This window comes from Amycolatopsis sp. CA-161197 (assembly GCF_050942255.1).
Classification (GTDB): Bacteria; Actinomycetota; Actinomycetes; order Mycobacteriales; family Pseudonocardiaceae; genus Amycolatopsis.
Genome location: NZ_CP192059.1, coordinates 5,141,746 through 5,166,919, shown reverse-complemented (window position 1 = coordinate 5,166,919; position 25,174 = coordinate 5,141,746). Strand labels below are relative to the sequence as shown.

The window sequence follows — 25,174 nt, the reverse complement described above, 5'->3', positions numbered from 1 at the left end:
ACCCATGTCGTCGTCGTACGTCGAAGACCCCGCCCCCGGCCACGGCTCACTGCCGCCCCGCGCCGCGTTCTCCTCCGACGCGCGGTCGGTGAGCCTGGCCGGGACGTGGCGGTTCCACCTGTCGCCCTCCGCGGCGGCCGCGCCCGAGGGGATCGCGCGCGACGACTTCGACGACAGTGGCTGGGACACGATCACGGTGCCGGGCCACTGGCAGCTGCAAGGCCACGGGAAACCGGCTTACACCAACGTGCACTACCCGTTCCCGGTGCAGCCGCCGCTGGTGCCGTCGGACAACCCGACGGGTGATCACCGGCTCACGTTCGACCTGCCGCCCGGCTGGCCGGACGAGCCGGCGCTGCTGCGGTTCGACGGCGTCGACTCGTGCGCGAAGGTGTGGCTCAACGGCGAGGAGCTCGGCGTCACGCGCGGCAGCCGGCTGCCGTCGGAGTTCGCGGCCGGCCACCTGCTGCGTCCCCGTGGAAACGTGCTGGCCGTGCGGGTGCACCAGTGGTCCTCGGGCAGCTACCTCGAGGACCAGGACATGTGGTGGCTCTCGGGCATCTTCCGCGGGGTCACGCTGCTCTCGCGCCCGGTGGGCGGGGTCGAGGACTACCGGCTCCACGCCGGTTACGACCACGTCAGCGGGCTCGGCACGCTCTCGGTCGCCGCGGCGGACGGCGTGCTGCTGAGCGTGCCCGAGCTGGGTGTCGAGAACCTGCCGGCCGGCTCGGCGGTGGAGCTCCCCGTCGAGCCGTGGAGCGCCGAATCGCCCCGGCTCTACCACGGTGAGGTGCACACCGCGGCCGAACGCGTGCCGGCGCGGATCGGGTTCCGGACCGTGGTGGTCGAGGACGGCCTGCTCAAGGTGAACGGCCGGCGGGTGCTGTTCCGCGGCGTCAACCGGCACGAGCACCACCCCCGGTTCGGCCGCGCGCTGCCGCGCGAGTTCGCGCTGGCCGACGTGCTGCTCATGAAGCGCCACAACGTGAACGCGGTGCGCACCAGCCACTACCCGCCCGACCCGTACTTCCTCGAGCTGTGCGACACCCACGGCCTGTGGGTGATCGACGAGTGCGACCTCGAGACCCACGGCTTCGGTGACCTGGGCTGGGCGGGCAACCCGAGTGACGACCCGCAGTGGGGCGAGGCATACCTCGACCGCATGCGCCGCACCGTCGAGCGCGACAAGAACCACCCGTCGATCGTGCTGTGGTCGCTGGGCAACGAGGCCCACACCGGCCGGAACCTCGCCGCGACGGCCGCGTGGACGCGCGAGCGCGACCCGTCGCGTCCGGTGCACTACGAAGGCGACTTCGAGTGCGAGTACGTGGACGTGCACAGCCGCATGTACGCCGACCACGCCGAGGTCGACCGGATCGGCCGCCGTGACGACCCGAACGAACGCCGCCGGTCGCTGCCGTTCCTGCTGTGCGAGTTCGCGCACGCGATGGGCAACGGGCCGGGCGGGCTGCTGGAGTACCGCGAGCTGTTCGAGCGGTATCCGCACGTGCAGGGCGGGTTCGTGTGGGAGTGGCTCGACCACGGGCTCGCCCGGCGCGACGCCGCCGGTCACGAGTACTTCGCCTACGGCGGCGACTTCGGCGAGCAGATCCACGACGGCAACTTCGTGATCGACGGCCTCGTGCACCCCGACCGCACGCCCTCGCCGGCGCTGGCCGAGTTCGCGAAGGTCTTCGAGCCCGTGCGGATCGGCGCGAGCGCGGGGGGCGTGCGGATCTCGAACCACTACGACGTGGCCGGGTCGGCGCACCTGGTGTTCCGCTGGAGCTTCGAGGACGACGGCGTCGAGGTGGCGGCCGGTGAGCTGGCCGTGCCCGAGGTCCCTTCCGGACAAAGCCTCGACGTGCCGCTCCCCCGGCTGCCCGAGGTCTCGGGGGAAGGCGTGCTCACCGTTCGGGCGGAGCTGGCGGCCGACACCGCGTGGGCGTCCGCGGGCCACGTCGTGGCGTGGGGACAGCTGCCGGTCACGCCCGCGGCCGACCCCGGGCCCGCTGCGGTGCGTGCACCGCTGCTGCGCGAACGCGGGCTGCTGCGCCTCGGGCCCGGCGCGTTCGACGCCGCGACCGGCCGGCTGGTCGCGCTCGGGGGCCACCGCGTCGAGGGGCCGCGGCTGGACCTGTGGCGCGCGCCGACCGACAACGACCGGGGTTCCGGCGACCCGGAGGCGACGCGGTGGCGAGCCGCGGGCCTGCACCGGCTGCAGCACCGGGTGGCCGAAGTGGACGGACGAGCGTCGGCGCTGGTGGTGCGGACGCGCGTCGCGCCGCCCGGGCTCGCGTTCGGGATGCTCGCCGAGTACCACTGGAGCGCCGACGACGACCGGCTGCGCCTGCGCGTCGAGGTGGAGCCCGACGGCGAGTGGCCCTGCACACTCGCCCGCCTCGGCCTGCGGATGGCGGTGCCCGGCGCGTTCGGCGGCGTCGAGTGGTTCGGCGCCGGCCCGGGTGAGGCCTACGCCGACAGCCGCCAGGCGGCGCGGCTCGGCCGGTTCTCCTCCACTGTGGACGCTCTGCAGACGCCGTACGTGTACCCGCAGGAGAACGGCAACCGCGCCGACGCGCGCTGGCTGCGGCTCACGTCGGCGGGCGGCGCCGGGATCCGGATCGAGGGCGAGCCGGTGTTCGACTTCACCGCGCGGCGCTGGACTTCCGAGGATCTCGACGCCGCTCGCCACACCGTCGATCTGATGCCAGGTGAGCTCGTGCACCTCAATCTCGACCTGGCCCAGCACGGGCTCGGCACCGCCTCCTGCGGGCCCGGCGTGCTGCCGCGTTACCGCCTCCACGCCCAGAAGGCGAGCCTCACCCTCACGTTCTCCCCGATCACGCCCGAAGGAGCCGCCCGATGACCGGCGCGCCCGAGGTCCGCCTCGTCCCGCACACGCATTGGGACCGTGAGTGGTACGAGCCGTTCCAGCGGTTCCGCCTGCGCCTGGTCGACCTGCTCGACGAGGTGCTCGACCGCGCCGAGGCCGACCCGCGGTTCCGGTTCACGCTCGACGGGCAGATGGCCGCCGTCGACGACTACCTTCAGGTGCGGGGCGAGAACCGCGACCGGGTGGCCGCGCTGGTCGCGGCCGGGCAGCTCGCGGTGGGGCCGTGGCAGATCCTGCTCGACGAGTTCCTGGTCTCGGGCGAGAACATCGTGCGCAACCTGGAGCTCGGCTGGGCGCGGGCCACCGAGCTCGGCGGCGCGATGCGCGTGGGCTACCTGCCCGACGAGTTCGGCCACTGCGCGCAGATGCCGCAGATCCTCGCCGGCGCCGGGTTGGAGCACGCGTGCCTGTGGCGTGGGGTGCCGTCCGGAGTGGACGGTCACGCGTTCCGCTGGGCGGCGCCGGACGGCAGCTCGGTGCGCGTGGAGTATCTGGCCCACGGCTACGGCAACGCGGCCTACGTGTTCTCCGACCCCGGCTTCTTCGCCTCCCGCATGGCCGAGCTCGGTCGACGGCTGCGGCCGGAGTTCGGCGCCGACCCGGTGCTCGCGATGTACGGCACCGACCACTCCGCGCCCGTCGGCTCGCTCGTGAAGCTCGTCGCGGGCCTCGACCCGGCGTCGGTCGACGTGCGGATCGCCACCCTGGCCGAGTACATCGGGGAGCGCGACGCCGCGGACCCTTCGCTGCCCGTGGTGCTCGGTGAGCTGCGCAGCCACGCGGCGGCCAACATCCTGCCGGGTGTCCTTTCGGCGCGCCCGCAGCTCAAGCAGGCGATGGCCCGGGCCGAGCGCGTCGTGGAGCGCTACGCCGAGCCGTTCGCCGCGCTGTTCTCGGCCGAGTGGCCGCAGCGGTTCCTGGACCTGGCGTGGTGGCGGCTGGTCGACGCGTCGGGGCACGACTCCGTGACCGGCTGCGGCGTCGACGAGACGGCGACGCAGGTCTTCGCGCGCATCAGCGAGGCGGAGCACCTCGGGCAGGCGGTGCGCGACCGCGTCACCGGCCGGCTCGCGCGGTCCGTGGCGCGGGATTCGCTGCTGGTGCTCAACCCGACGCCCGCGGCTCGCCGCGACCTGGTGACGCTCGACGTCGAAGCACCGTGGGACGAGGTTTCACTGGAGCTGCCCGACGGCACGCGCCTGCCCGCCCAGGTGGAGGCGCGCAGCGGCCAGTTGCTGCACGAGGAAGCGGCTGCGGGCCCCGACCTGCCGCTCTTCCTGCCGCGCATCCACGGGCGTGAGCTGTTCGGCAGTGAGATCACGGGCTGGCGGTGCGACTCTTCGGCACGGCTGCTGGAGTTCTCCGTCGCTCGGCACGGCGGCGCGGACCCGTTCGACGTCGAAGCCGTGCGGGCGGCGGTGACCGGCGCGGCGGGTGTGTGGACGATCCGCATCCGCCAGGCCGAGCGGCGGACGGTCACCGCGCTGGTCGACGTCCCGGCCCTCGGGTGGACGACCGCGCGCGTGGTGCCCGGCTCGGTTGAGGTCGCCGTGCCCGTCGTGGCCGGCCCGTCGCTGAGCAACGGGCTGGTGACGGTCTCGGTGCTCGACGACGGCACCCTCCGGATCGCGTCGGCCGACGGCACCGTCCTCGACGGGGTCGGCCGCATCGTCGACGGCGGCGATCGCGGCGACTCCTACAACTACGCTCCGCCGGGCACGGACACCCTGGTCACCGAGCCGGACGCGGTGCGGGTGACGCCCGGGGTCGAGGGTCCGCTGCGCTCGACGGTCACCGTCGAGCGGACCTACTCGTGGCCGGCGGCGATGGACTGGGACGGCGATCGCCGCGTTGCGTCGGCTTCCCGCGGCACGGTGACCATGGCCGTCGAGCTCCGCACGGGGGAACCGTTCGTCCGCCTCGACCTCACGATCGACAACGCCTCGCGAGACCACCGCGTGCGGTTCCACGTCCCCCTCGCCCGCGCCGCGCAGACCTCGCACGCCGAGGGCCAGTTCGCCGTCGTCGAACGCGGCCGCACCGCCGAGGGTGGCTTCGGCGAGTACCCCATCCCGACGTTCCCCGCCCACGGTTTCGCCGACGCCGGCGGCGCCGGGCTGCTGCTGACGCAGGCCTGCGAGTACGAACTGCTCGACGACGCGCTCGCCCTCACCGTGCTGCGCACGAGCGGCCGGCTCAGCCGCAACGTCCACCCGTATCGCGAAGAACCGGCCGGCCCCCAGATCCCGACCCCGCTGGCGCAGCAGATCGGCATCACCACCGTGCAGCTCGCCGTCCTGCCCCACGCGGGCGACTGGCGCGCCGGCGCACTGCTCTCGGCGGCCGAGCGCTACCGCCACCCCCTGCACGCGACCCTCGGCACCGGCCCGCTCGACGCACCGCCGGCCTCGCACTCCGGCCTGTCCGTCGACGGCGCGGTGCTCACCAGCGTGCGTCGCCGCGAAGACGCGCTGGAGGTGCGGCTGGTCGCGCAATCTCCTGAGGCGGCCACGGCCGTCGTGCGCGGGCCTTTCGCGTCCGCGCGGCGCGTGGACCTGCTCGGCCGCCCCGGCGATTCGGTCCCCGTCACCGAGGGCGAGCTGCGGCTTTCCTTGCGCCCCTGGGAAATCGCCACCGTCCGCCTCTCCTGAACCTCACCCCCGCGTCCGCAGCATCGGCGGTGACAACAGCTCGGCCGGCCCCCTCCGGTACAGCCGGGCGGGCCGGCCGCCGTCGCGGGTCGTCGTGGTGCCGACGGGCTCCAGGAGGCCCTCGGCGCCCGTGACCTTGCGGTGGAAGTTGCGCGGGTCCAGGTGCGTGTCCCACACCAGCTCGTACACTCGGCGCAACTCCGCCACCGTGAACTCCGGTGGGCAGAAGGCCGCGGCGAGCGGGGTGTACTCGAGTTTCGCGCGAGCGCGTTCGAGGCCGTCGGTGAAGATCTTCGCGTGGTCGAAGGCGAGTGTCCCCGGGTCCAGGGTCGCGACGGGCGTCCAGCGCGCTTCGGCCGCGTCGGTCCCCGCCTGCGGCACCGGCAGGTCGGGCGCGAGCGCCAGGTAGGCGATGGTCACCACGCGCAGCCGCGGGTCGCGGCCCGGGTCGCCGTAGCCCGCGAGCTGTTCGATGTGGACGGTGCCCGGCGCCAAGCCTGTCTCCTCCGCCAGCTCGCGTCGCGCGGCCGTGTCGAGGTCCTCGTCGGCGAGGACGAAGCCGCCGGGCAGCGCCCAGGCGTCGCGGAAGGGCTCGATCCCCCGCCGCACCAGCAGCACGCACAGCTGCTCCCCGGTGATCGTGAGCACGACGAGGTCCACGGTGACCGCGCTGGGCGGGAACTCCTCCATGTGCCGCACACTACACCTTAATCGTCAGCTTGACGAAAAGACCGGCGAACCAATATCGTCACGGCGACGATAAGGAGGTCCCCATGGTGGACATCAAGCGCCGGTTCGGGTTCCGGCACCTGCGAGGGGTGCCGACCGCGCACATCCGGCACCTGCGCGGCGGCAAGCTCGTGCACGACGGCACCGGGCTGTCGTTCTGGTACCGGCCGCTGGCCGCGGCCCTCTCGGAGATCCCGGTCGACGACCGCGAGCTGCCGCTGCTGTTCCACGCCCGCACGGCCGACTTCCAGGACGTGACGGTGCAGCTCGCCCTCACCTTCCGCGTGGTCGACCCGGCGCTCGCCGCGCAGCGCATCGACTTCTCCGTCGACCCGGACACGGGCCGGTGGCGCGGCGACCCGCTCGCGCAGATCAGCGGCCTGCTCACCGAGAACGTGCAGCAGTACGCCCTCGACGTGCTCACCCGCACGCCGCTGGCGGAGGCTCTCGTCGACGGCGTCGGTGCCGTGCGCGACCGCATCCGCGCCGGGCTGGCCGAGGAGGACACGCGGCTCGCGCAGACGGGTTCGGCCGTGCTCGACGTGCGGGTCGTCGCGATCCGCGCCGAGCCCGAAGTCGAGAAGGCCCTGCAGACGACCGCGCGAGAGAAGGTGCAGCAGGAAGCCGACCGCGCGACCTACGAGCGGCGGGCGCTGGCCGTGGAACGCGAGCGCGCGATCGGCGAGAACGAGCTGCAGAACAAGATCGAGCTCGCCCGGCGCGAGGAGCAGCTGCTGGCCCAGCGCGGCGCCAACGCCCGGCGTCAGGCCGAGGAAGCCGCGGCGGCCGACCACATCGAGACCGAGGCCCGCGCGAGCCGGGAGACGCGGCTGGCGCAGGTGAAGGCCGAGGCCACGCGGACGCTCGGCGAAGCGGAGGCGGCCGGTGAGGCCGCGCGGCTGGCCGCGTACCGCGACCTGCCGGAGCCGGTGCTGCGCGCGTTGGCCGTGAAGGAGCTGGCGGCGAACCTGCCGAAGATCGACAGCCTCGTGCTCACGCCCGACCTGATCGCGCCGCTGCTGGCCCGGCTGGGGATCGGGTCGTGAGCCTCGCCCCGCGGGCCGTGGTGGTGCACCGGCGCACCGAGCTCGACGAGCTGCTCGCCCGCCACGGCACCCTCGGCCAGGCCGAGTTCTTCCTGGCCACGCGCGGCCGTTCGCTCGACGACGTGGTGGCGCAGGACGCGGCGCTGCGGCGGGCGCTGACCGCGGTGTCGGCCGCCATCCCGCTGGACTGGCGCCGCGGCAGCGTCGAGCGAGCGGACCTGTCGCGGTTCCTGTTCACGCCCGAGGACGTGGTGCTCGTCGTCGGGCAGGACGGGCTGGTCGCGAACGTCGCGAAGTACCTCGCGGGCCAGCGCGTCGTCGGCATCACGCCGGGTGAGCCGGGCATCCTGGTGCGCCACCCGGCCGAGGCCACGGCGGACCTGCTGCGCTCGCGGGACTCGGTCGAGCCCCGCACGATGGTCGAGCTGACCGCCGACGACGGCCAGAAACTGCTGGCGCTCAACGAGATCTACCTCGGCCACCCGAGCCACCAGACCGCGCGCTACCGCCTGGGTCCCGAGCGGCAGGCGTCGTCGGGCCTGCTGGTCGGCACGGGCACCGGCGCCACGGGCTGGTGCCGGTCGGTATGGCAGGAGCGGCACAGCGCCTTGCGCCTGCCGGCCGCCGACGAACGCCGGCTCGTGTGGTTCGTCCGGGAGGCCTGGCCCTCCCCCACCACCGGGACGTCGCTCACCGAGGGCGAGCTCACGACGTCGGCGCTGACGGTCGACGTCGAGTCCGATCACCTCACCGCGTTCGGCGACGGCCTGGAGAACGACGCGGTCACCGTGACACGCGGGCAGTCGGTGACGTTCGCCCCGGCGGCGCGGGCGTTCCACCTGGTCCGCTGACGTCTTCCGCCAGCTTCCGCAGGGCGTCGGCCGACCGGGTGCCGGGCTCGGCGTGGTAGATCACCATCAGCTGGTCTTCGGCTCCGGTGACGGCGAACTTGTCGTACTGCAGGTCCAGCTCGCCGACTCGCGGGTGGCACAGGTGGTGGGTGCCGCCGCCGGGCTGCGGGCGGACGTCGTGGCGCGGCCAGAGCCGGCGGAACAGCTCGCTCTCCTCCGACAGCTCCTCGACCAGCCCGGCCAGCCGCGGATCGTCCGGCTCACTGGCGGCCCGCAGGCTCGCGACGAGCCCGCCGACCCGCGCCTCCCAGCCGGTGAAGAACTCCTGCGCGGCCGGGTCGAGGAGGACGGCGCGCAACAGGTTGGTGCCTGGCGTGTACACGGGCGACAGCGCGGCCGCGATGGGGTTGGCGGCGAGGACGTCGAGGTGCCGGCCCTGCACGTACGCCGGCGTCAGCTCCCACGACGCGATCAGCCGCGCGACGCTGGACCGCACGTTTTCGTGGCTCTGCGGCGCACGGCGACGGCGTAGCGCGGGGTCGGCGAGGTCGTGGAGGTACGCGGTGGCCTCGCGGTCGAGGCGCAACCCGCGGGCCACGGCGTCGAGCACCTGCGCCGACGGGTGGCGGTCGCGGCCCTGCTCCAGCCGCGTGTAGTACTCCGTGCTGATGCCGGCGAGCATCGCCAGCTCGTCGCGCCGCAGGCCCGGCACGCGCCGGTGGCTGTTCACGGTGATCCCGACGTCCTCCGGCCGCACCTGCTCGCGCCGCGCGCGCAGGTACTCGCCGATCACGTTGCCCGCCATGTCCTCCACGATAATTCGCCGAAGGTGGCCCTGACGGCACCCCTGTCGGCACGGTCTGGTCGGCCGGGCCGAGAAGGCCCAGGTTGGCGGCATGACACGAACCTGGTTCATCACGGGCGTGAGCACCGGCTTCGGCCGGCACCTCGCAGAACAGCTGCTTTCCGCCGGCGACCGCGTCGCGGGCACCGTCCGCCGTCCCGGCTCGGTGGCCGACCTCGCGGAGTCGTACGGCTCGGCGTTCCACGTCTCCCTGCTGGAGATGACCGACACCGCGGCCATCCGCCCGGTCGTCGACGCCGCGCACGCCCACTTCGGGCGCCTGGACGTCGTGGTCAGCAACGCCGGCTACGGCCTGATGGGCGCTGCCGAGGAGCTCACCGACGAGCAGGTGCGCCACCAGCTCGACACCAACCTGCTGGGCTCCATCCAGCTCATCCGCGCCGCGCTGCCCCACCTCCGCGCCGACGGCGGCGGCCGCATCCTCCAGCTCTCCTCGGTCGGCGGCCAGGTCGCCTGGCCGGGCGGCTCGCTCTACCACGCGACGAAGTGGGGCATCGAAGGCTTCGCCGACGCCCTCGCCGACGAAGTCGCGCCCTTCGGCATCGGCGTCACCCTCGTCGAACCCGGCGGCGCCCGCACCGAATTCCGCTACGGCAACTCCCGCCTGGCCCCCAAAATCGACGCCTACGCGGCCTCCCCGGCCGCCCGCATCCGCCAGATCCTGGAAGAACGCACCACCCTCGCCCCCGGCGACCCCGCCCGCATGGCGGCGGCCATGATCGCCACCGTCGACCACACCCCGGCACCCCGCCGCCTTGTCCTCGGCAGCGACGCGTGGACCGCGATCACGGCCGCGCTGGAGGCCCGGCTGGCGGAGGTGCGGGAGCAGAAGAGCGTGGCGTTCTCGACGGATCTGTAGGAATTTCGGTGCTCGATATCGGCCGCGGTGCCGGTTTTTGACCACCGGAGGCGCGTGAGGTCCGGGCCGCACTGCTCCAGGTGCGTATTCGGGGAAGGTGCCGCGCCGGTCCCTTCGCGCCGGCGCCGCGTCCTCTGCTGTGCCGTTCCGGCCGACCCTCGAAGGAGACGTCTTCGAGGGTCGGCTGCATTTCGCCCCGAAGCGCCAGGAGGCCGAGCCCGCCCGCGCCGGGCCGCGCCAGTCGCGTTCGCCGAATGACAGCCGCCACTCGCGCGGGCCGCGTTTCAGCTGCCGAGGCAGGCTCGCACGTCGAGGGCAAGGTGAGGTTGCCGCGGCGCCCATCGCTGCGCCCGCGACGCGGCCGGCCTCGGCAGCGTCGCGGGCCAAGCGTCAAGGGCGTCCGCGGTGCTTCGCCGCCGAAGTCACGCGAGCCGGCGCCGCATCCGCCGTGCCGGTCCATTCCGACCCGAAGCGCTTGCGGGCCGAACTCGTTAGCAATGCTTCGCGCCGACCGCGGCTTGCGGACCTCAGCTGCCGTACCGCTCCTTCACCACCGAAGGCGTGTCGAGGTTGTGCCCCGCGTCCATGCTCTGGGCCAGCCGCAGGTACTGGCCCTCCGCCCACATCAGGGGTGCGGCGCTGCCCGTCGGGCGGCCGAGGGAGAAGCAGCCGCTCGCGCGATCCCACACCTGTTCGGGGATGAAGTAGCCGTCGTTGGCGGCGTCGGCCATGGACTTGAGGTAGACCGCGGCCGAGCGGCCGTTGGCGAGCTCGTACTCGCCGCGCTCGCCGGACAGCACGGGCCACAGCCGCCCGAAGCGTTGCGGGCCGCCGGCGGGCCAGCCGGTGCACGCGGAGGTGCTTTCGCCGTAGTTGTCGTGCGGGTAGCGGTGGAAGTAGACGTCGCCGTTGGGCAGGGTGGCCTGCATCGGTGCGTTGCCGTCCGACGCGGCGGCCGTCGGGGCGATCGAGGCGGCGATCGTCGGGTCGGCCGGCGCGCGCACGCCGAGCCGAACGAGGTCGAGGAAGCCGAAGTCGACCACGTCGTGCTCGTAGAAGCAGCCTTCGTCGAAGCAGATCTGCCCGCCGTCGTTGGGGTCGGTGCCCTTGTCGAGGCGCTCGTAGTACGTGTGGCCGCCCCAGAAGCCGGACGTCGTCACGGTCCACGAGTCGAGCGAAGCCCGCCACGAGTCCGCTGTGGACTCCCACGTGGCGGCGCTCGCAGTGTCACCGTTGGCCCGGGCGATCGCGCCTGCCGTCACCAGCCCCGCGATCTCGGCGGCGATCGACGAGGGCGACCGGCCGTACTGTTCTTCCCAGCGTTCGGTCGTGGCGGGACCGCTCGTGCGCAGGTGCTCGGCGGTGACCTTGACCTTCGCGTACGTGGCGGCGTCGGTGAGACCGGTCAGCCACGCGAGCACGATCGCGTCGGCGTCCTGGTCGAGCTGCTCGCAGCACCCGAGCTGCTGCGCACTGGCGCCGGCGACGCCGCTCACGGGGCTGTAGCGGGGGAACGCGCCGGCCGGGTACGTCGTGCCGTCGCCGGCGGTCGGCGAGCCGATCCACTGCGAGTTCCACAGGAACTGCGCCATGCGTTTCGGCTGCGCCGTGTCGCCGGCGGCCAGGAGACCGGTGGCCTGTTGGTAGAGGTCGCGGCCCCACACGCGGTGGTAACCGTCGCCGAGGCTGTCGCCGTTGACGACGTCGCCCCACGGCGTCGCCAGCCCGGCAACGCCGGCCCCGCGGAACGTCTTGTCCTCGGCCGCGTGCAACGCCATCGCGGCGACGTAATACGCACGCCGCCGCTGCTGGTCCCCCACGACGCTCGCCGGGGCGGGCTTGAGGCTGCCGACGTAGGAGTTCCAGCCCGTGCGGTAACCGGATTCCAGCGCGCTGAACCCCGCGGTGAGTGAGCCGGTTGCCGCGCTCGCCGCCGCCTGCGCGGTCGATCCGTAGCCGAGGGCGACGGTGAACGTGGTGTCCGCGGCGACCGGGATCTGTCCACACTGGACCACGTTGCCCGCGCCCGAAACCGCATCGAACCCGTTGTCCAGCCGGTGATCCGCGCGCAGGTCGACGGGACAGTCGCTGGCGGCGCCGGAGTATCCGTTGTCGTGCGCCGAAAATCCGGTCGACGCGCGCAGTGAGGACACGACGGTGGTCGTCGTGCCGAAGAGGTTCTCCGTACCGCTCGCCACGAGCCCATTGCCGTCCCACGACGCGGCGTCCCCGCCCGCGCCGCCGGCCATGGACGGGTTGGCGAGCAGGTAAAGCCGATACGTGCCACCGTCGAGCGCCTGGAACCGGGTCCGGGTCACGAGCGTCGCGCGGGCCGGGTCGGTGACGTACGTGGTCGTGATGCGGTAGCGGCCGCTCTTCGCGGTGTTGGTGACGGTGTATTCGAGCGACTTCTCGTCGGGCATCGAGACGACGTGGTCGGTCGCGTCGCGCTCTAGGTCGACGAACGAGGAGCCGTCGGTGACGACGTACTGCATGTCCTGCGTCTCGGGGACGTCCACGCGCGGGTAGAACACCTCCGACGTCACGCCGTCCGCGACGGTGAACCAGACCGGGCTCTGCGTCGTCGCCGAGGTGCCGAGCGCGGACTTGTCCCCGGTGGTCCACGACGAGGGGCCACCGCAGCAGTCGGTCGCGGTGCCACTCGCGGGGGTTGCCGCGGTGCTCGCCACCAATGCCAACGCCAGCACTGCCGCGCGGGCTTTCCGCCAGATCCTCATCCGCTCCCTTTCCGCCGCCTCGGCCGCCCATCGTGCCGTGGCCGCGCCCGTCCGGCCACGGCCGAAGGAAGGGTTCCGGCACACCACCTGATGGGGTGACGACCGCTGCCGGAGAAACTGTCGTACCCGGATGGTCTCCTGAATCCCGGAAGCGGCCCCCACCCCGGGGCGCCGCCGGAACCCCAAGGAGAACACCATGGCCGGAGACACGGTCGTCACCATCGTCGGCAACCTCACGTCCGACCCGGAGCTGCGCTTCACCCCGTCCGGCGCCGCGGTCGCCAACTTCACCGTCGCGTCCACCCCGCGCACCTTCGACCGCGCCACGGGCGAATGGAAAGACGGCGAAGCCCTCTTCTTACGCTGCTCGCTCTGGCGCCAGCCCGCCGAAAACGCCGCGGAATCCCTCACCCGCGGCACGCGCGTCATCGTCCAGGGCCGCCTCACCCAACGCTCCTACGACACCAACGAAGGCGAACGCCGCACCGTCGTGGAACTCCAGGTCGACGAGATCGGCCCCTCCCTCCGCTACGCCACGGCCAAAGTCAACCGCGCCAACCGTTCCGGGCCGCCGGCCGGCGATTCCCCGGAAAGCTCGGGCAGTTCCGACAGCCCGTGGTCCCCGGCCGCCCCGATGCCGGTCACCGCGGGCGCGGGGGATCCGCCGTTCTGACGTCACCCGCCGGCACACGCTGGGGCGTTCGGCTCAGCCGCGGTGCGTTGCCGGGCGCGGTGGCGTCGGGCAGGCCGGGATGGACGTTTCGTCGTCGCGCGCCAAAGGGAGGATCAGCAATCGCGCGATCCCGGCTTGGAGGATGAGCACTGCGACTTGCGGATGCCGCGGATCGGTTGCGACGACACCGCTTTAGTGCTGAGGCACCCAGTCGCAGACCCGACCCCGATCATCGGGACTGACCGGAGCGCACCGCCGACAGTCCGGCAGTGGCCGCCACAGAGGCCGGCTGCCCTCGGCACCACACCCGGCCGGCGGGCGAGCTTGAACACCGCCCGGCCGTCGCGGAGGTTCGGTGGCCGGCTGCCGGCGTTCGATCGTCGGCGATCCGTGCGGCCTGCACCGTCGTCACGTGTCGTCCCGTGTGGGATGGCGCCGCGGGCCATCACCGTGGCCGGACCGCGGTCGAGCTTGCCTGGCCGCAGCCATGCGGCTGCCGGTCGATGCGGTCATCCGACGACCGCCGCGGTGGTTGTCCGCGATCAGCCGCCGCCAGGTCCGTCCACACAGGACGGTTCAGCCCGGCCGACGGCCCTCAGCGCAGTTCCGCGAGCATCGCCTTGAGGATGCGGCTCAACGTCGCCGCGTCGTCGGGGGTCGTGGCCGAAGAGAGGAGTTTCGCGAGACCGGCTGCGTGGTCGGTGAGGGTCGCGTCGATGACGTCGCGGCCGGCCGGGGTGAGGGTGATGCGGAAGCTGCGGCGGTCGGCCGGGTCGAGGCTGCGCTCGACGTAGCCCGCGGCCTCCAGGCGGTCGAGGCGGTTGGTCATGCCGGCGCGGGAGGTCATCAGCGCGGCCGAGAGTTCGGAGGGGGTGAGCGTGTAGGGCGAGCCCGTGCGGCGCAGCGCGGCGAGCACGTCGAACTCGCCGGGGCGCAGGCCGTGTTCGGTGAACACCCGTTCCACGACGGACTCGACCACCCGGGTCAGCTGGGAGAGCCGGCCGAACACGTCCATGGCGGACAGGTCGAGGTCCGGCCGTTCCTGCCGCCACTGAGCGATGACCTCGTCGACGGCATCGCAAGTCTCGCTCACACTTGAAGTCTAGGCGAACGAGAGGAGTACCCACCGCCCGAGACACACCCCGGCGCCGCCGCGGTTTACCCGGCCTCACCCGCGCGGTCCGCGACCCCGAGCCGCAGGTGCTCGCTGTGGTAGACGGCCTCGTCGAGCAGCTGGGCGACGTGGTTGTCGTGCAGGCTGTAGACGATGCTGCGGCCGTTGCGGGTGCCGACGACCAGCCCGAGGTTGCGCAGCAGCCGCAGCTGGTGCGACACGGCCGACTGCTCCATCCCGACCGCGGCCACCAGGTCGCCGACGGCGAGGGGCTGTTCGCGCAGTGCGCTGAGGATGAGCAGGCGGCTCGGGGTCGCGAGGGCCTGCAGTGTGGTGGCGACCGCGGCCGCGGTGGTCGCGTCGAGCGGTCCCGCGGGGCGGCGACGCCCTTCGACCCCGTGTCCCATGGAGAGGAGACTAGAACACGACAGGAGACATGAACATATCTTCATTCGTTCTGCTACCGTTCCGGACATGGAAAGCGCAGGACACGGGCATGGGCACGGCCACGGGCACTGGAGCCGGCTCAAGCACGCCCTGAAACCGCACGGCCACGAGTCGGCGGAGCTCGTCGACGACACGCTCGAGGCGAGCCGCTCCGGGATGCGCGCGTTGTGGCTGTCGTTCGCCGGGCTGCTGGCGACGGCGGTCGCGCAGCTGGTGGTCGTGGGGTTCACCGGGTCGGTCGCGCTGCTCGGCGACACGCTGCACAACTTCGCCGACGCACTGACCGCCGTGCCGCTGGCGGTCGCGTTCCTGCTCGCGCGGAGGCAGGCGACGCGCCGCTTCACGCACGGGCTCGGGCGCGCCGAGGACCTCGCGGGTCTGGTGATTCTCGTGGTGATGGCCGGGTCCGCGGTGCTCGCGGGCTACGAGGCGATCGACCGCCTGCTGAACCCGCGGCCGATGACGGGCGCCGGATGGGTGGCGCTCGCCGGCGTGATCGGTTTCGTGGGCAACGAGCTCGTCGCGCGCTTCCGCATCCGCGTCGGGCGGCGGATCGGGTCGGCGGCGCTCGTCGCGGACGGGCTGCACGCGCGGACCGACGGGTTCGCGAGCCTCGCCGTGGTGCTCGCGGCGGGCGGGGCGCTCGTCGGCTGGACGTGGGCGGATCCGGTGGTGGGGCTGCTCATCACGGTGGCGATCGTGCTGGTGCTGCGCGACGCCGCGCGCGAGGTGTTCGGCCGGCTGCTCGACGCCGTCGACCCGCACCTGGTGGACGACGCCGAACACGCGCTCGCCGAGACGCCCGGCGTGCTGGGCGTCGACGTGATCCGGTTGCGCTGGATCGGGCACACCCTCGCGGCCGAGGCGGAGGTGTCGGTGGACCCCGGTCGCACGCTGGCCGAGGCGCACGGCATCGCGCACGCCGCCGAGCAGCGCATGGCGACGGCCTTGCCGCGGCTCGCGCGGGCGTTGATCCACGCGCATCCGGCGCGTGACGTCAACGTCGTCGCCGCGGGCGTCAAGGAAGCGTGAGCGCCGCGCGCGAGCCGGGCGCCGCCGTCGCACGCTGGGGTTCGTCAGGGTGACGCGTGGGAAGAGAGCGTGCGGTGAGTGATTTCGACGGTTCGGTGCTGCTGGTGGGCGTGTTCATCGCGTTCGCGGTCGTGCTGCGGGGGTTGCAGTGGTGGCTCGCCCGCGACCGCGGGCTGAGGCGCACTCAGCAGCCGTGCTCTCCGCGCCAGGCCTCGCGGCCTTCCCGCACCGCGACCGCCGCGATGACCAGCGCGACGACCGGGTCGGCCCAGTACCAGCCGAACAGCGTGTTGAGCAGCAGCCCGGCCAGCAACACCGCCGAGAGGTAAGTGCACAGCAGCGTTTGCTTGGAGTCGGCCACGGCGCTCGCGGAGCCGAGCTCGCGGCCGGCCCTGCGCTGCGCGGCCGACAGCACCGGCATCACCGCCAGCGAAACCGCCGCCAGCACGATGCCGACGGTCGAGTGCCCAGCCTCGCTCCCCCGCGCCAACGCCAACCCGGCATCGGTCACGACGTAGGCCGCCAGCACGAAGAACGACACCGCGATCACCTTCAGCGCCGCCCGCTCCCGCCGCTCCGGATCCGCCCCGGCGAACTGCCACGCCACCGCGGCCGCCGACGCCACCTCCACCACGGAATCCAACCCGAACCCCACCAGTGCGCCCGAGCCCGCCGCCTCCCCCGCCACCAGCGCGACCACCGCCTCGACGACGTTGTACGCGATCGTCCCCGCCACCAGCCACCGCACCCGCCGCGCCAACACGCGCCGCCGCTCCTCCGCGACGACAGGCACCCGCCGGTCGCCCGCCGGCTCCTCGGCCGCACAGCAGCCGGCGCCACCACAACACTCGTCGACCGCCTCAGGTTCGACCCGCGCCTCGTGACTCACCACGCCACCTCCACAGCAGCCACACCTTCACCCACGCAACCCACCGCGCCCACGCGGCGCCGACCATCCACAACCACCGACGCGGGCACGCAACAACCAGCACCGCCACGCCTCTCGACAACAGCCGCCGGCACACGCCTCAGATCCGCCCGAGGCCACCGGTTCGCGGGCATCGCATCCAGAAGTGCGGGCGCGCGGCGCCGATCGTTCGAGGCCGTCCGTTCGGGCGCGCAGTAGCCGGGAACGCCGCGGTCGTCGTCGGCGGCCGACGGTTCGGCCCGCGATTCATGACTCATCAAGCCATCGCCCTGCCGAGCCGGTCCTCGCCCGCGCGAAAGGTCGCAATCGCGGCGCCGACGGGCGGAAAAGGCATGCGGCGCGGAAGACGATCCGGCGCCGGTGCGGTCGACAGCCGTCGAAGCGGTCCGACGAGTGGCCGGCGCACAGCAGCCGGCGCCACCGCCGCGCGCTTCGACAGCCGCCGCCGTGAGCTGCGCTTCGGGAGTCATCGGGTGGCCTCCACCGCGGGTACGTCCTCATCCGCGCAGTCGGGGGTCGGGGCGACGGCGAGGACGACCTGCGTCAGTTCGGAGAGGGCGTGGGCCAGGTGGGGGTCGGCGAGGGTGTAGCGGACCTGGCGGCCCTCGTAGGTGGCGATGACGAGGCCGCAGCCACGCAGGCAGGACAGGTGGTTGGAGACGTTGGACCGGCTCAACCCGAGTGTCTCGGCCAGGCGTGCCGGGTAGGCCACACCATCGAGCAGGGCGACGAGGATGCGGCAGCGCGTCGGGTCGGCGAGGGCGCGGCCGATCCGGGCGAGGGCTGATTCGCGGGTTTCACAGCTCAGCATGGGCCGAACAGTACAGCACCGGCTGATCTATTGGACAGTCCCTGAACCGAAGACCGAGACAACGGCGAACGCGGGCCGCCGTAGGATTTGCGAGCCGGCGCGTGAAGCGGCGGATCCCCCACGACGCGAGGAGATCGATGTCGGCGACCGGCACGGTGCAGCGCGGCGCGGCGCGCGTCGCGACGGAAGTGCTGGCGCCGTGGGTGTGGGTGCTGGGGTTGCCGCTCGCGGTGGCGTGGGAGGTGACCGGGCACCGGGTCGGGGCGACCGTGCTGTGGGGCCTGGTCGTGGGGGTGACCGCGTCGCTGATTCCGATGGCCGTCATCGTGCGCGGGGCGCGGCGCGGCAAGTGGGACTCGCACCACGTGACGAACCGGGCGGGGCGGATGGTGCCGTTCGCGGTGTGCCTGGGCTCGCTGGTCGCGGGGTTCGTGGTGCTGATCGTGGGCGGGGCGCCGCGGGAGCTGATCGCGCTCACGGCGACCGAGCTGGCGTGCCTGGTGGTGGCGGTGGCGATCACGTTCGCACTGAAGTTCAAGATCTCCATCCACGCCGAGGTCGCCGCGGGCGCGACAGTGATGCTCGTGTGGGTGTACGGGCCGTGGCTGCTCCTGCTGGCGCCGTTCGTGCTGTGGGTCGCGTGGTCGCGCGTGGAGCTCGGTGACCACACGGTGCCCGAGGTGACCAGCGGCGCCTTCGTCGGCGCGGTGGTGGGCGGCGCCGTCTACTTCGGACTCCTGGCCGCGCTCTCGTAGACTGGGGCGCGTGGACAACCTCCTCGGCGACTACCTCCGGGCGCGGCGCGAGCTCGTCTCGCCCGAAGACGTCGGCCTGCCCGCCGGTGGGCGCCGGCGCGTACGCGGCCTGCGCCGCGAGGAGCTGGCGCTGCTGGCCGGAATCAGCAGCGACTACTACATGCGCCTCGAGCAGGGCCGCGACCAGAACCCGTCCGCGCAGGTCCTCGACGCGCTCGCCCGCGTGCTGGGCCTCGACGACGACGCCACGGACCACCTCCACAGCCTCACGGCCCCCGCGCCCGCCACCACCGCGGGCCCGGCGCCGGTGGTGCCGCCGAGCATCGCCGAGCTGATCGGCACGTGGCCGACCACCCCCGCGTACGTGCAGGACCGCCTCACCAACGTCCTCGCCGCCAACGCCATCGCCACCGCGCTTTCCCCGCACTACGCGGTCGGCCACAACCTCCTGCGCGAGGTCTTCCTCGACCCCGCCGAGCGCGACTTCCGCGTCGACTGGCACGAGACGACCGCCGACGGCGTGGGCGGCCTGCGCGCCTCGCTCGGCCGCGACGTCGGCGACCCCGCCGCCACCGAACTCGTCACGGAGCTCTCCGCGAAGAGCGAGCGTTTCCGCGAACTGTGGTCCCGCCACGACATCAAGCCCCGCACCGGCCACCTCGCCCGCTTCCGCCACCCGGCGGCCGGCCCCCTCGACCTCCACAGCGACAAACTCAACCTCCCCGGCCCGGACGCCCTGTCGCTCGTGGTCTTTCACGCCGCCCCGGGCACCGGCCACGCCGAGGCGCTCGCGTCGCTGGCCACGCTCGTCGAGAGCAGGTAGCAGGCAACGCACTGCCGTGGGCGGGCCCCGCACACCCGGGCCCGCCCACGGCAGAAACTCACCTCCCGCTCGATCACGGGCCCACGACAACCGGCCGCGGTGCGCTCGGCTTCCGCGCCCCCGCACCACCGATGAGTGGATCAGGCCGGTCACGGAGCCCATAAGAACAGGTCGCCCACCACGACCGGGATTCTCGTCAGACCTCCGCCGACTCGCGGCCCGAGAGTTCCTCGACGACCTTCAGCAGCGCCGAGTGGTCCAGCGACCCGTGGCCCATGGCGCGCCCGGCGGCCACCAGCTGGGCGACCAGCCCGGTCAGCGGCAGGGCGACGTCGGCCTGGCGCGCTGCGGCGAGCGCGATGCCCATGTCCTTGTGGTGCAGGTCGATCCGGAAGCCCGGCTGGAACTGCCGCGCGACCATCGACTTGCGCTTGAGCTCCAGGATCCGGCTGCCGGCGAGCCCGCCCGCCAGCACGTCGAGCCCGGTGCCCGCGTCCACTCCGGACGCCTCCAGCAGCACGATCGCCTCGGCGACCAGCCCGTAGATACCGCCGACCACGAGCTGGTTGGCCGCCTTCACGACCTGGCCCGCGCCGTGCGGTCCCACGTGGACGATCGTCTTGCCCAGCACCTCGAAGATCGGCTTGGCCGCCTCGAAGTCCTCGGCCTCGCCACCGACCATGATGGACAGTGCGGCCTGCTCCGCGCCCGCCTGGCCCCCGGAGACCGGCGCGTCGAGCACCCGGATCCCCCTGGCACCACCGGCCTTGGCGACGGCGATCGACGTCTCCGGCCGGATGGTGCTCATGTCGGCCAGCAGCGTGCCCGGCTTCACGATGTCGAGCACCCCGCCCGCCGCCAGCACCACCTGCTCGACCTGCGGGTGGTCGGGCAGCATCGTGACGACCACGTCCGCCTCGGCCACCGCGTCGGCCACATCGGACGCCGCGCGCCCGCCCGCCGCCGTCAGCTTCGCCAGCGCGTCCGCGCTCAGGTCGAAGCCGCTCACGTCGTGTCCCGCACCGGCCAGGTGCGCGGCCATCGGCGTACCCATCACGCCGAGACCGATGAAGCCCACCTTGCTCATTTGTCTCCCCTTCGCTCTTCCGGAAGCCAGGCCAGCGACGCGAGTGTGGGACCGTCCGGTTTGTACTCGATCCCCACGTGCCCGCGGTAGCCCGCCGCCTCCAGCTTTTCCAGGTGTCCTTCGAGGTCCAGCTCCCCCGTGCCCGGCTGGTGCCGGCCCGGCGCGTCGGCGATCTGCACGTGCCCGGTGCGCGGGGTGTACCCGGCGATCACGGAGTCGAGGTCGTCGCCGTTCACCGCCAGGTGGTAGAGGTCCGCGAGCAGCCGGACGTTGTCGAGCCCCAGCCGGTCCATCACCGCCACGGCGTCCGCGGCCGTCTTGAGCGGGTAGGCCGGAGTGCCCGAGAGCGGCTCCAGCACCAGCTGAGCCCCGATCTTGCCCGCCGCTTCGGCGGCCGTCGCCAGGTGCTCCAGCGCCAGCGCGTCCTGTTCGGACGGTGCGACGCCGTCGAGCCGGTTGCCGTACAGCGCGTTGAAGCTGCGGCAGCCGAGCCGCTCCGCGATGCCGATCGCGATCGTGAGGCTCACGGCGAACTCCGCCTCGCGCCCGACCCAGGACACGAGCCCGCGCTCGCCCGCGGCCATGTCGCCGGCGAACAGGTTGAGCCCGGTCAGCCGCACCCCGGCCTGCTCGATGGAACGCACGAACCTCTCGACCTCGACCGGGCGCGGGTCGGCGCCGTCGAACGGCCACCAGTACTCGACCGCGGTGAAGCCCGCTGCCCGAGCGGCCTCGGCGCGCTCGAGCAGCGGGAGCTCGGTGAACAGGATCGACAGGTTGGCGGTGTAGGGCAGCGAGTGCCGCACCCCGGCGGGACCGGTCATCGGATACCTCGGCTCATCGGATTGCTCTGACCTCTTGATTTCGTATCGTGGAAGCTTTCTTCCGTAGTTCGAGAATAGCCGTCAGAGCTGTGCCGGGTCAACGGGCCGCGTGCAGTTCCCGGCTCGCGCCGTCGCCGTTCACACGGGCGGCGAGGTCCACCACGGTGTCGACAGTCGGCTCCAGCGCGCAGTGCGCCCGCGCGTCGCGGAAGCAGCGTTCGAGCACCGGGTCACCCGGGTAGCCCGAGCACAGCCGCAGCGCCACCTCGGTGGTCGCCGTGACGGTTTCCGCGGCGGTGAGCCAGAGGTGGAAGAACTTCGGCAACGCGTGCACGGGATCCCAGCTGTAGGTGGCGAACGCGTCGGCGGCCAGCACCCGCACGGCGGAGGAACGCAGGCGCAGGCGCGCGAGATCCGCGCCGGACCCGTCCCGCGAGACCCGCTCGATCGCCGCCTCCGCGAGGCCCAGCGCGACCGCCGCGCCGAGGCCGAGGAACCACGGCAGCGCCAGATCGAGCACCACCTCGGCTCCGTCGCCGTCCCGGCCGAGGACCGTGTTCTCCGGCAGCTGCACCGGATCCGCGCACACGGTGGTGGTCGCGCTCGCCCGCAGCCCCAGGCCGCCACCGGCGGCGGGCACGAACAGCCCGGGCGCGTGGCCGGGCACGAACCACACCGAAGCGCCACCCCGGCCGCTCGCCGGCCGGCTCGACCACACGTAGCTGTCGGCCTCCCCCGCCGCGATCACCCCGGCCTTGCGGCCGGTCAGGTCCACGACCCCGCCGTGCGCACCGGCCCCGCCGTCCGGCGCGAGCAGGCGGCTGCCGGGCCCCGCGTCGACGAGCGCCAGCGTGCTGAGGTGGCGGCCCGCGGCGAGCTCCGCGCGCACGGACTGGTCCGCGTGCGCCTCCAGCACCGCGACGGCCGCGAAGTGCGAACGCAGCACCGTGGCCGTGCTCGCGCACGACCGCGCCACCACCTCGACCACCCGCGCGGCTTCGGCCAGCCCGTGGCCGCCCCCGCCCAGCCGCCGCGACGCCGTCAGTGCCAGCACGCCCTTGCGGCTCAACGCGGCCATCGCCCCTCGCGGGAACCGCGCGAGCCGATCGGCCTCGGCCGCGGCCGGTGCGACAGCGGAAGTCACGACTCGGGAGATTTCTTCGACGGAAGGCACCATTGCCCCCTTCGCTCAGGTTTTCGGCAGGGAAAGAGCGCGCGGGACCCGCCGTCCGCGCACGTCGGCTGAGGCAGCCGGGACGGGGGACGGCGGGTCCGGGGCAGGCGGGTCGGGGCCGCCGTCAGGTGTTCTGCACGTGCTGCCAGCCGAAGCGGCCCTTGATGCAGAGGTTGCCGTGGGTCACAGAGCTGTCGTGCGGGCTCGTGACCTTCACGATCTCGTTGTCCTGCACGTGGAGCGTGAGGTTGCAGCCCACCCCGCAGAACGTGCAGACCGTGGTGGTCTGCGTCTGCGCGGACTCGTCCCAGGTGCCGTCCTCGCGTTTGTCGTGCTCGGCCTTGAAGCTCAGCGCGCCCGTGGGACAGACCTCGACGCAGTTTCCACAGTAGACACACGCGCTGTCGGGCAACGGAGTCGCGAACTCCGTGGAGATCCGCGCCCCGAAACCGCGGCCGGCCACGGAGATGGCGAACGAGTTCTGCCACTGGTCGCCACAGGCGTCGACGCACTTGTAGCACAGGATGCACTTGCCGTAGTCCCGCACGTAGAGAGCGTTGTCGACCTTGACCGGCTGACGGACGGTGGCCGCGGTGAGGCCGTCGACGGGCTCGTGCTCGCCCGGCAAGGCGTCGTCGCGCTCGTCGGAGGGCGGGGCCGGCGGGCCGAACCGCTCGGGGTCGGCGCCCGTCTCCGCCATCCACTCGGCGACGCCGGGCGTGGTCGACAGGTCCGTGGCCGAGCCGAGCAGCTCCAGTACCACCTTGCGGCTCGTGCGGGTGCGTTCGGAATCCGTGTGCACGACCATGCCCGGCTCGGCCTTGCGGGAGCACGACGGCACCAGCGTGCGCGAACCCTCGACCTCGACCATGCACACCCGGCACGCGTTGGCGGGTTTCAGCGTGTCGCCGTAGCAGAGCGTGGGGATCTCTTTCCCCGCAGCCGAGCACGCGTCCAGAATCGTCGCGCCCTCGGGCACCCGGACGGTCTCACCGTCCACAGTGAACTCGACCAGCCGCTTCGGCAGGCCTATCTCGACAATGGTCATGACTCCTCCACGGGAGGGAGTGTGTCGTCGGTAGTCATCGCTGTCCTCCGTCCAACGCGCCCAGCCGCTCGACGGCCGACTCGATCGCGTTCCACGCCGTCTGCCCCAGCCCGCAGATCGACGAGTCCCGCATCACCTGCCCGACCTCGCGCAGCAGCGCCAGATCGTCGGCACCGGTGCTCAGCTTGCGGCCGCCGACGATGCGGCTGACGGCCTCCTCCTGCCGGACCGTGCCGATGCGGCAGGGCACGCACTGCCCGCACGACTCGTCGCGGAAGAACGACGCGATGCGCAGCAGGAACCCGCCGAGGTCGGCCTGATCGTCCAGCGCCAGCACCACGCCGGAGCCGAGCGTGGTGCCGGCGGCGCGCGCGTCCTCCGTCGTCAGCGGCAGGTCGAGCTCGTCGGGCCGCACGAACCCGCCGGCCGCGCCGCCCAGCAGCACCGCCCGCAGCTCACGGCCTTCCGGCACGCCCCCGGCCAGCTCCAGCAGCTCGCGCAGCGTGGTGCCGAACGGGACCTCATACACGCCGGGCTTGCGCACGTTGCCCGAGAGGCAGAACAGCTTGGGCCCGGCCGATTTCTCCGTGCCGATCTCCCGGTAGGCCGCGTAGCCGGCTGTGAGGATCAGGGGCACGTTGACCAGCGTCTCGACGTTGTTGACCACCGTCGGCTTGCCGAACAGGCCCTGCTCCGTCGGGAACGGCGGCTTCGACCGGGGCTCCCCGCGGAAGCCCTCGATCGAGTTGAAGATCGCCGTCTCCTCGCCGCAGATGTACGCACCGGCGCCGCGGCGGATCTCGATGTCGAACGAGAACCCCTCGTGCCCCATGATGTCCGCACCGAGGAACCCGCGCTCCCGGGCGACGTCGATGGCGTTCTGCACGAGCCGGCGTGCCCGCGGGTACTCGCCGCGCAGGTAGAGGAAACCGCGCGTGGCACCGGTCGCGAACCCGGCGATGGTCATCGCCTCGACCAGCGCGAACGGGTCGCCCTCCAGCAGCACCCGGTCCTTGAACGTGCCGGGCTCGCTCTCGTCCGCGTTGCACACCAGGTAGTGCGGCAGCGCGGGCTGGCGGGCCGCGCCCTCCCACTTGCGCCCGGTCGGGAACGCGGCGCCGCCGCGGCCCATCAGCCCCGAGTCGGTGACCTCGCGGATCACGCCGTTCGGCCCGAGCCGCAACGCGTTGCGCAGGGCCGCGTAGCCACCGGTGGCGCGGTAGTCGTCGAGGCTCTCCGGGTCGACCGCGCCGACCCGGCGCAACAGCCGCAGCGACTCCCGATCCGTTTGGTGCAGCACCGGCGCCGGGCCGTCCTCAGTGGACGGCGACCGGCGCGCGGCCAGCACCACCGACGCGCCGGTGGCGGGCGCGAGCAGCTCGCTGCCCGGCGGGTCGCCGGCCTCGAACGCCAGCGCCGCGGGCGCCTTCTCGCACACGCCCAGGCACGGGCTGCGCAGCCACGTCACTCCCCCGCGCGCCTTGCCCGCGGGCCCGACGTGCTCGGTGAGCGTGTCGCACACCGTGTCGGCCCCGTTGACGCGGCACGCGAGGTCGGTGCACACGTGCACCACGCGTTCCGGCTGTTCGGTGAGCGAGAACAGCGAGTAGAAGCTCGCGACGCCGTACGCCTCGGCCGGCGGCACGTGCAGCTTCTCGCAGATGTAGTTCAGTGCGCCCTGGCTGATCCAGCCGACGCGGTCGTTCACCGCGTGCAAGGCGGGCAGCAGCTGGTCCCGGGCCGCGCCCTCGGGCAGCGCGTCGATCGCCGCGCGTTCTTCGAAGGAAGCCTTGGCGTCGAGGAACTGGAGATCCATCCCCGCC

Annotated in this window: 21 protein-coding genes; 9 read left to right on the top strand and 12 right to left on the bottom strand. The window is 73.0% G+C overall.

What is annotated here, in order from left to right; genetic code table 11:
• Nucleotides 1-4 precede the first annotated feature (4 nt).
• Entirely contained in the window at nt 5-2,869 is a 2,865-nt protein-coding gene (locus ACQPXB_RS24495; protein ID WP_432856372.1) for a glycoside hydrolase family 2 TIM barrel-domain containing protein, read from the top strand.
• Nucleotides 2,866-5,547, top strand: a complete 2,682-nt coding sequence (locus ACQPXB_RS24490) for a glycoside hydrolase family 38 C-terminal domain-containing protein (protein ID WP_432856369.1) — start codon at nt 2,866-2,868, stop codon at nt 5,545-5,547. Before ACQPXB_RS24495 ends, ACQPXB_RS24490 begins: the two co-directional genes overlap by 4 nt.
• Nucleotides 5,548-5,550: 3 nt before the next feature.
• Here the strand turns inward: ACQPXB_RS24490 and ACQPXB_RS24485 are convergent, their stop codons facing one another.
• The gene (locus tag ACQPXB_RS24485; RefSeq protein WP_366582030.1) at nt 5,551-6,237 is read right to left on the bottom strand and encodes an NUDIX hydrolase; all 687 of its coding nucleotides are present in this window, start codon (nt 6,235-6,237) and stop codon (nt 5,551-5,553) included.
• 83 nt (nt 6,238-6,320) lie between these two features.
• On the opposite strand from ACQPXB_RS24485, the gene ACQPXB_RS24480 reads away from it, so the two are divergent.
• Nucleotides 6,321-7,322, top strand: a complete 1,002-nt coding sequence (locus ACQPXB_RS24480) for an SPFH domain-containing protein (RefSeq protein WP_366582029.1) — start codon at nt 6,321-6,323, stop codon at nt 7,320-7,322.
• Nucleotides 7,319-8,173 (top strand): hypothetical protein, encoded by an 855-nt coding sequence (locus tag ACQPXB_RS24475; RefSeq protein ID WP_366582028.1) that lies wholly within the window; start codon nt 7,319-7,321, stop codon nt 8,171-8,173. The genes ACQPXB_RS24480 and ACQPXB_RS24475 overlap by 4 nt, the downstream gene beginning before the upstream one ends.
• Here ACQPXB_RS24475 and ACQPXB_RS24470 read toward each other — a convergent pair.
• Entirely contained in the window at nt 8,106-8,978 is an 873-nt protein-coding gene (locus tag ACQPXB_RS24470) for a helix-turn-helix domain-containing protein (protein ID WP_432856364.1), read from the bottom strand. The two genes, ACQPXB_RS24475 and ACQPXB_RS24470, sit on opposite strands and share 68 nt — an antisense overlap.
• A 91-nt stretch (nt 8,979-9,069) precedes the next feature.
• Here ACQPXB_RS24470 and ACQPXB_RS24465 point away from each other — a divergent pair, with 91 nt between their 5' ends.
• Nucleotides 9,070-9,897 (top strand): SDR family oxidoreductase, encoded by an 828-nt coding sequence (locus tag ACQPXB_RS24465; RefSeq protein ID WP_432856361.1) that lies wholly within the window; start codon nt 9,070-9,072, stop codon nt 9,895-9,897.
• Between the two features lie 527 nt (nt 9,898-10,424).
• Here the strand turns inward: ACQPXB_RS24465 and ACQPXB_RS24460 are convergent.
• A complete protein-coding gene (locus ACQPXB_RS24460; RefSeq protein WP_432856358.1) occupies nt 10,425-12,635 on the bottom strand; it encodes a glycoside hydrolase family 15 protein in 2,211 nt (736 codons plus the stop codon).
• 196 nt (nt 12,636-12,831) lie between these two features.
• On the opposite strand from ACQPXB_RS24460, the gene ACQPXB_RS24455 reads away from it, so the two are divergent.
• On the top strand, nt 12,832-13,308 hold the full coding sequence (locus ACQPXB_RS24455; protein WP_432856355.1) for a single-stranded DNA-binding protein: 477 nt from the start codon (nt 12,832-12,834) through the stop codon (nt 13,306-13,308).
• Nucleotides 13,309-13,903: 595 nt separating this feature from the next.
• Here the strand turns inward: ACQPXB_RS24455 and ACQPXB_RS24450 are convergent.
• Nucleotides 13,904-14,401: a MarR family winged helix-turn-helix transcriptional regulator gene (locus ACQPXB_RS24450; RefSeq protein WP_432856352.1), complete on the bottom strand. Its 498-nt coding sequence runs from the start codon at nt 14,399-14,401 to the stop codon at nt 13,904-13,906.
• A 65-nt stretch (nt 14,402-14,466) separates the two neighbouring features.
• Nucleotides 14,467-14,829 (bottom strand): ArsR/SmtB family transcription factor, encoded by a 363-nt coding sequence (locus ACQPXB_RS24445; protein WP_364177866.1) that lies wholly within the window; start codon nt 14,827-14,829, stop codon nt 14,467-14,469.
• A 67-nt stretch (nt 14,830-14,896) separates the two neighbouring features.
• Between ACQPXB_RS24445 and ACQPXB_RS24440 the strand changes: the two genes are divergently transcribed.
• Complete coding sequence (locus ACQPXB_RS24440; protein WP_432856348.1) at nt 14,897-15,901, top strand: cation diffusion facilitator family transporter; 1,005 nt, start codon at nt 14,897-14,899, stop codon at nt 15,899-15,901.
• A gap of 184 nt (nt 15,902-16,085) precedes the next feature.
• On the opposite strand, the gene ACQPXB_RS24435 is transcribed toward ACQPXB_RS24440, so the two are convergent.
• The gene (locus ACQPXB_RS24435) at nt 16,086-16,793 is read right to left on the bottom strand and encodes a cation transporter (protein ID WP_432856345.1); all 708 of its coding nucleotides are present in this window, start codon (nt 16,791-16,793) and stop codon (nt 16,086-16,088) included.
• Between the two features lie 502 nt (nt 16,794-17,295).
• Nucleotides 17,296-17,640 (bottom strand): Cd(II)/Pb(II)-sensing metalloregulatory transcriptional regulator CmtR, encoded by a 345-nt coding sequence (gene cmtR, locus ACQPXB_RS24430; RefSeq protein ID WP_386945687.1) that lies wholly within the window; start codon nt 17,638-17,640, stop codon nt 17,296-17,298.
• Nucleotides 17,641-17,777: 137 nt separating this feature from the next.
• Here cmtR and ACQPXB_RS24425 point away from each other — a divergent pair, with 137 nt between their 5' ends.
• Both ACQPXB_RS24425 and ACQPXB_RS24420 read left to right on the top strand, forming a co-directional pair.
• The gene (locus ACQPXB_RS24425) at nt 17,778-18,395 is read left to right on the top strand and encodes a hypothetical protein (protein WP_432856342.1); all 618 of its coding nucleotides are present in this window, start codon (nt 17,778-17,780) and stop codon (nt 18,393-18,395) included.
• Nucleotides 18,396-18,405: 10 nt separating this feature from the next.
• A complete protein-coding gene (locus ACQPXB_RS24420; RefSeq protein WP_432856339.1) occupies nt 18,406-19,218 on the top strand; it encodes a helix-turn-helix transcriptional regulator in 813 nt (270 codons plus the stop codon).
• A gap of 196 nt (nt 19,219-19,414) precedes the next feature.
• On the opposite strand, the gene ACQPXB_RS24415 is transcribed toward ACQPXB_RS24420, so the two are convergent.
• The 5 genes from ACQPXB_RS24415 to ACQPXB_RS24395 all read right to left on the bottom strand — a co-directional run bounded on the left by ACQPXB_RS24415 (nt 19,415) and on the right by ACQPXB_RS24395 (nt 25,167).
• Complete coding sequence (locus tag ACQPXB_RS24415) at nt 19,415-20,305, bottom strand: 2-hydroxy-3-oxopropionate reductase (RefSeq protein WP_432856336.1); 891 nt, start codon at nt 20,303-20,305, stop codon at nt 19,415-19,417.
• Nucleotides 20,302-21,129: a hydroxypyruvate isomerase family protein gene (locus tag ACQPXB_RS24410; RefSeq protein WP_432856333.1), complete on the bottom strand. Its 828-nt coding sequence runs from the start codon at nt 21,127-21,129 to the stop codon at nt 20,302-20,304. The genes ACQPXB_RS24415 and ACQPXB_RS24410 overlap by 4 nt, the downstream gene beginning before the upstream one ends.
• Nucleotides 21,130-21,226: 97 nt before the next feature.
• A complete protein-coding gene (locus ACQPXB_RS24405) occupies nt 21,227-22,306 on the bottom strand; it encodes an acyl-CoA dehydrogenase family protein (protein ID WP_432856330.1) in 1,080 nt (359 codons plus the stop codon).
• Between the two features lie 121 nt (nt 22,307-22,427).
• Nucleotides 22,428-23,351 (bottom strand): 2Fe-2S iron-sulfur cluster-binding protein, encoded by a 924-nt coding sequence (locus ACQPXB_RS24400; RefSeq protein WP_366582013.1) that lies wholly within the window; start codon nt 23,349-23,351, stop codon nt 22,428-22,430.
• A gap of 34 nt (nt 23,352-23,385) precedes the next feature.
• On the bottom strand, nt 23,386-25,167 hold the full coding sequence (locus tag ACQPXB_RS24395) for an NAD(P)H-dependent oxidoreductase subunit E (RefSeq protein ID WP_432856327.1): 1,782 nt from the start codon (nt 25,165-25,167) through the stop codon (nt 23,386-23,388).
• Nucleotides 25,168-25,174: the final 7 nt, after the last annotated feature.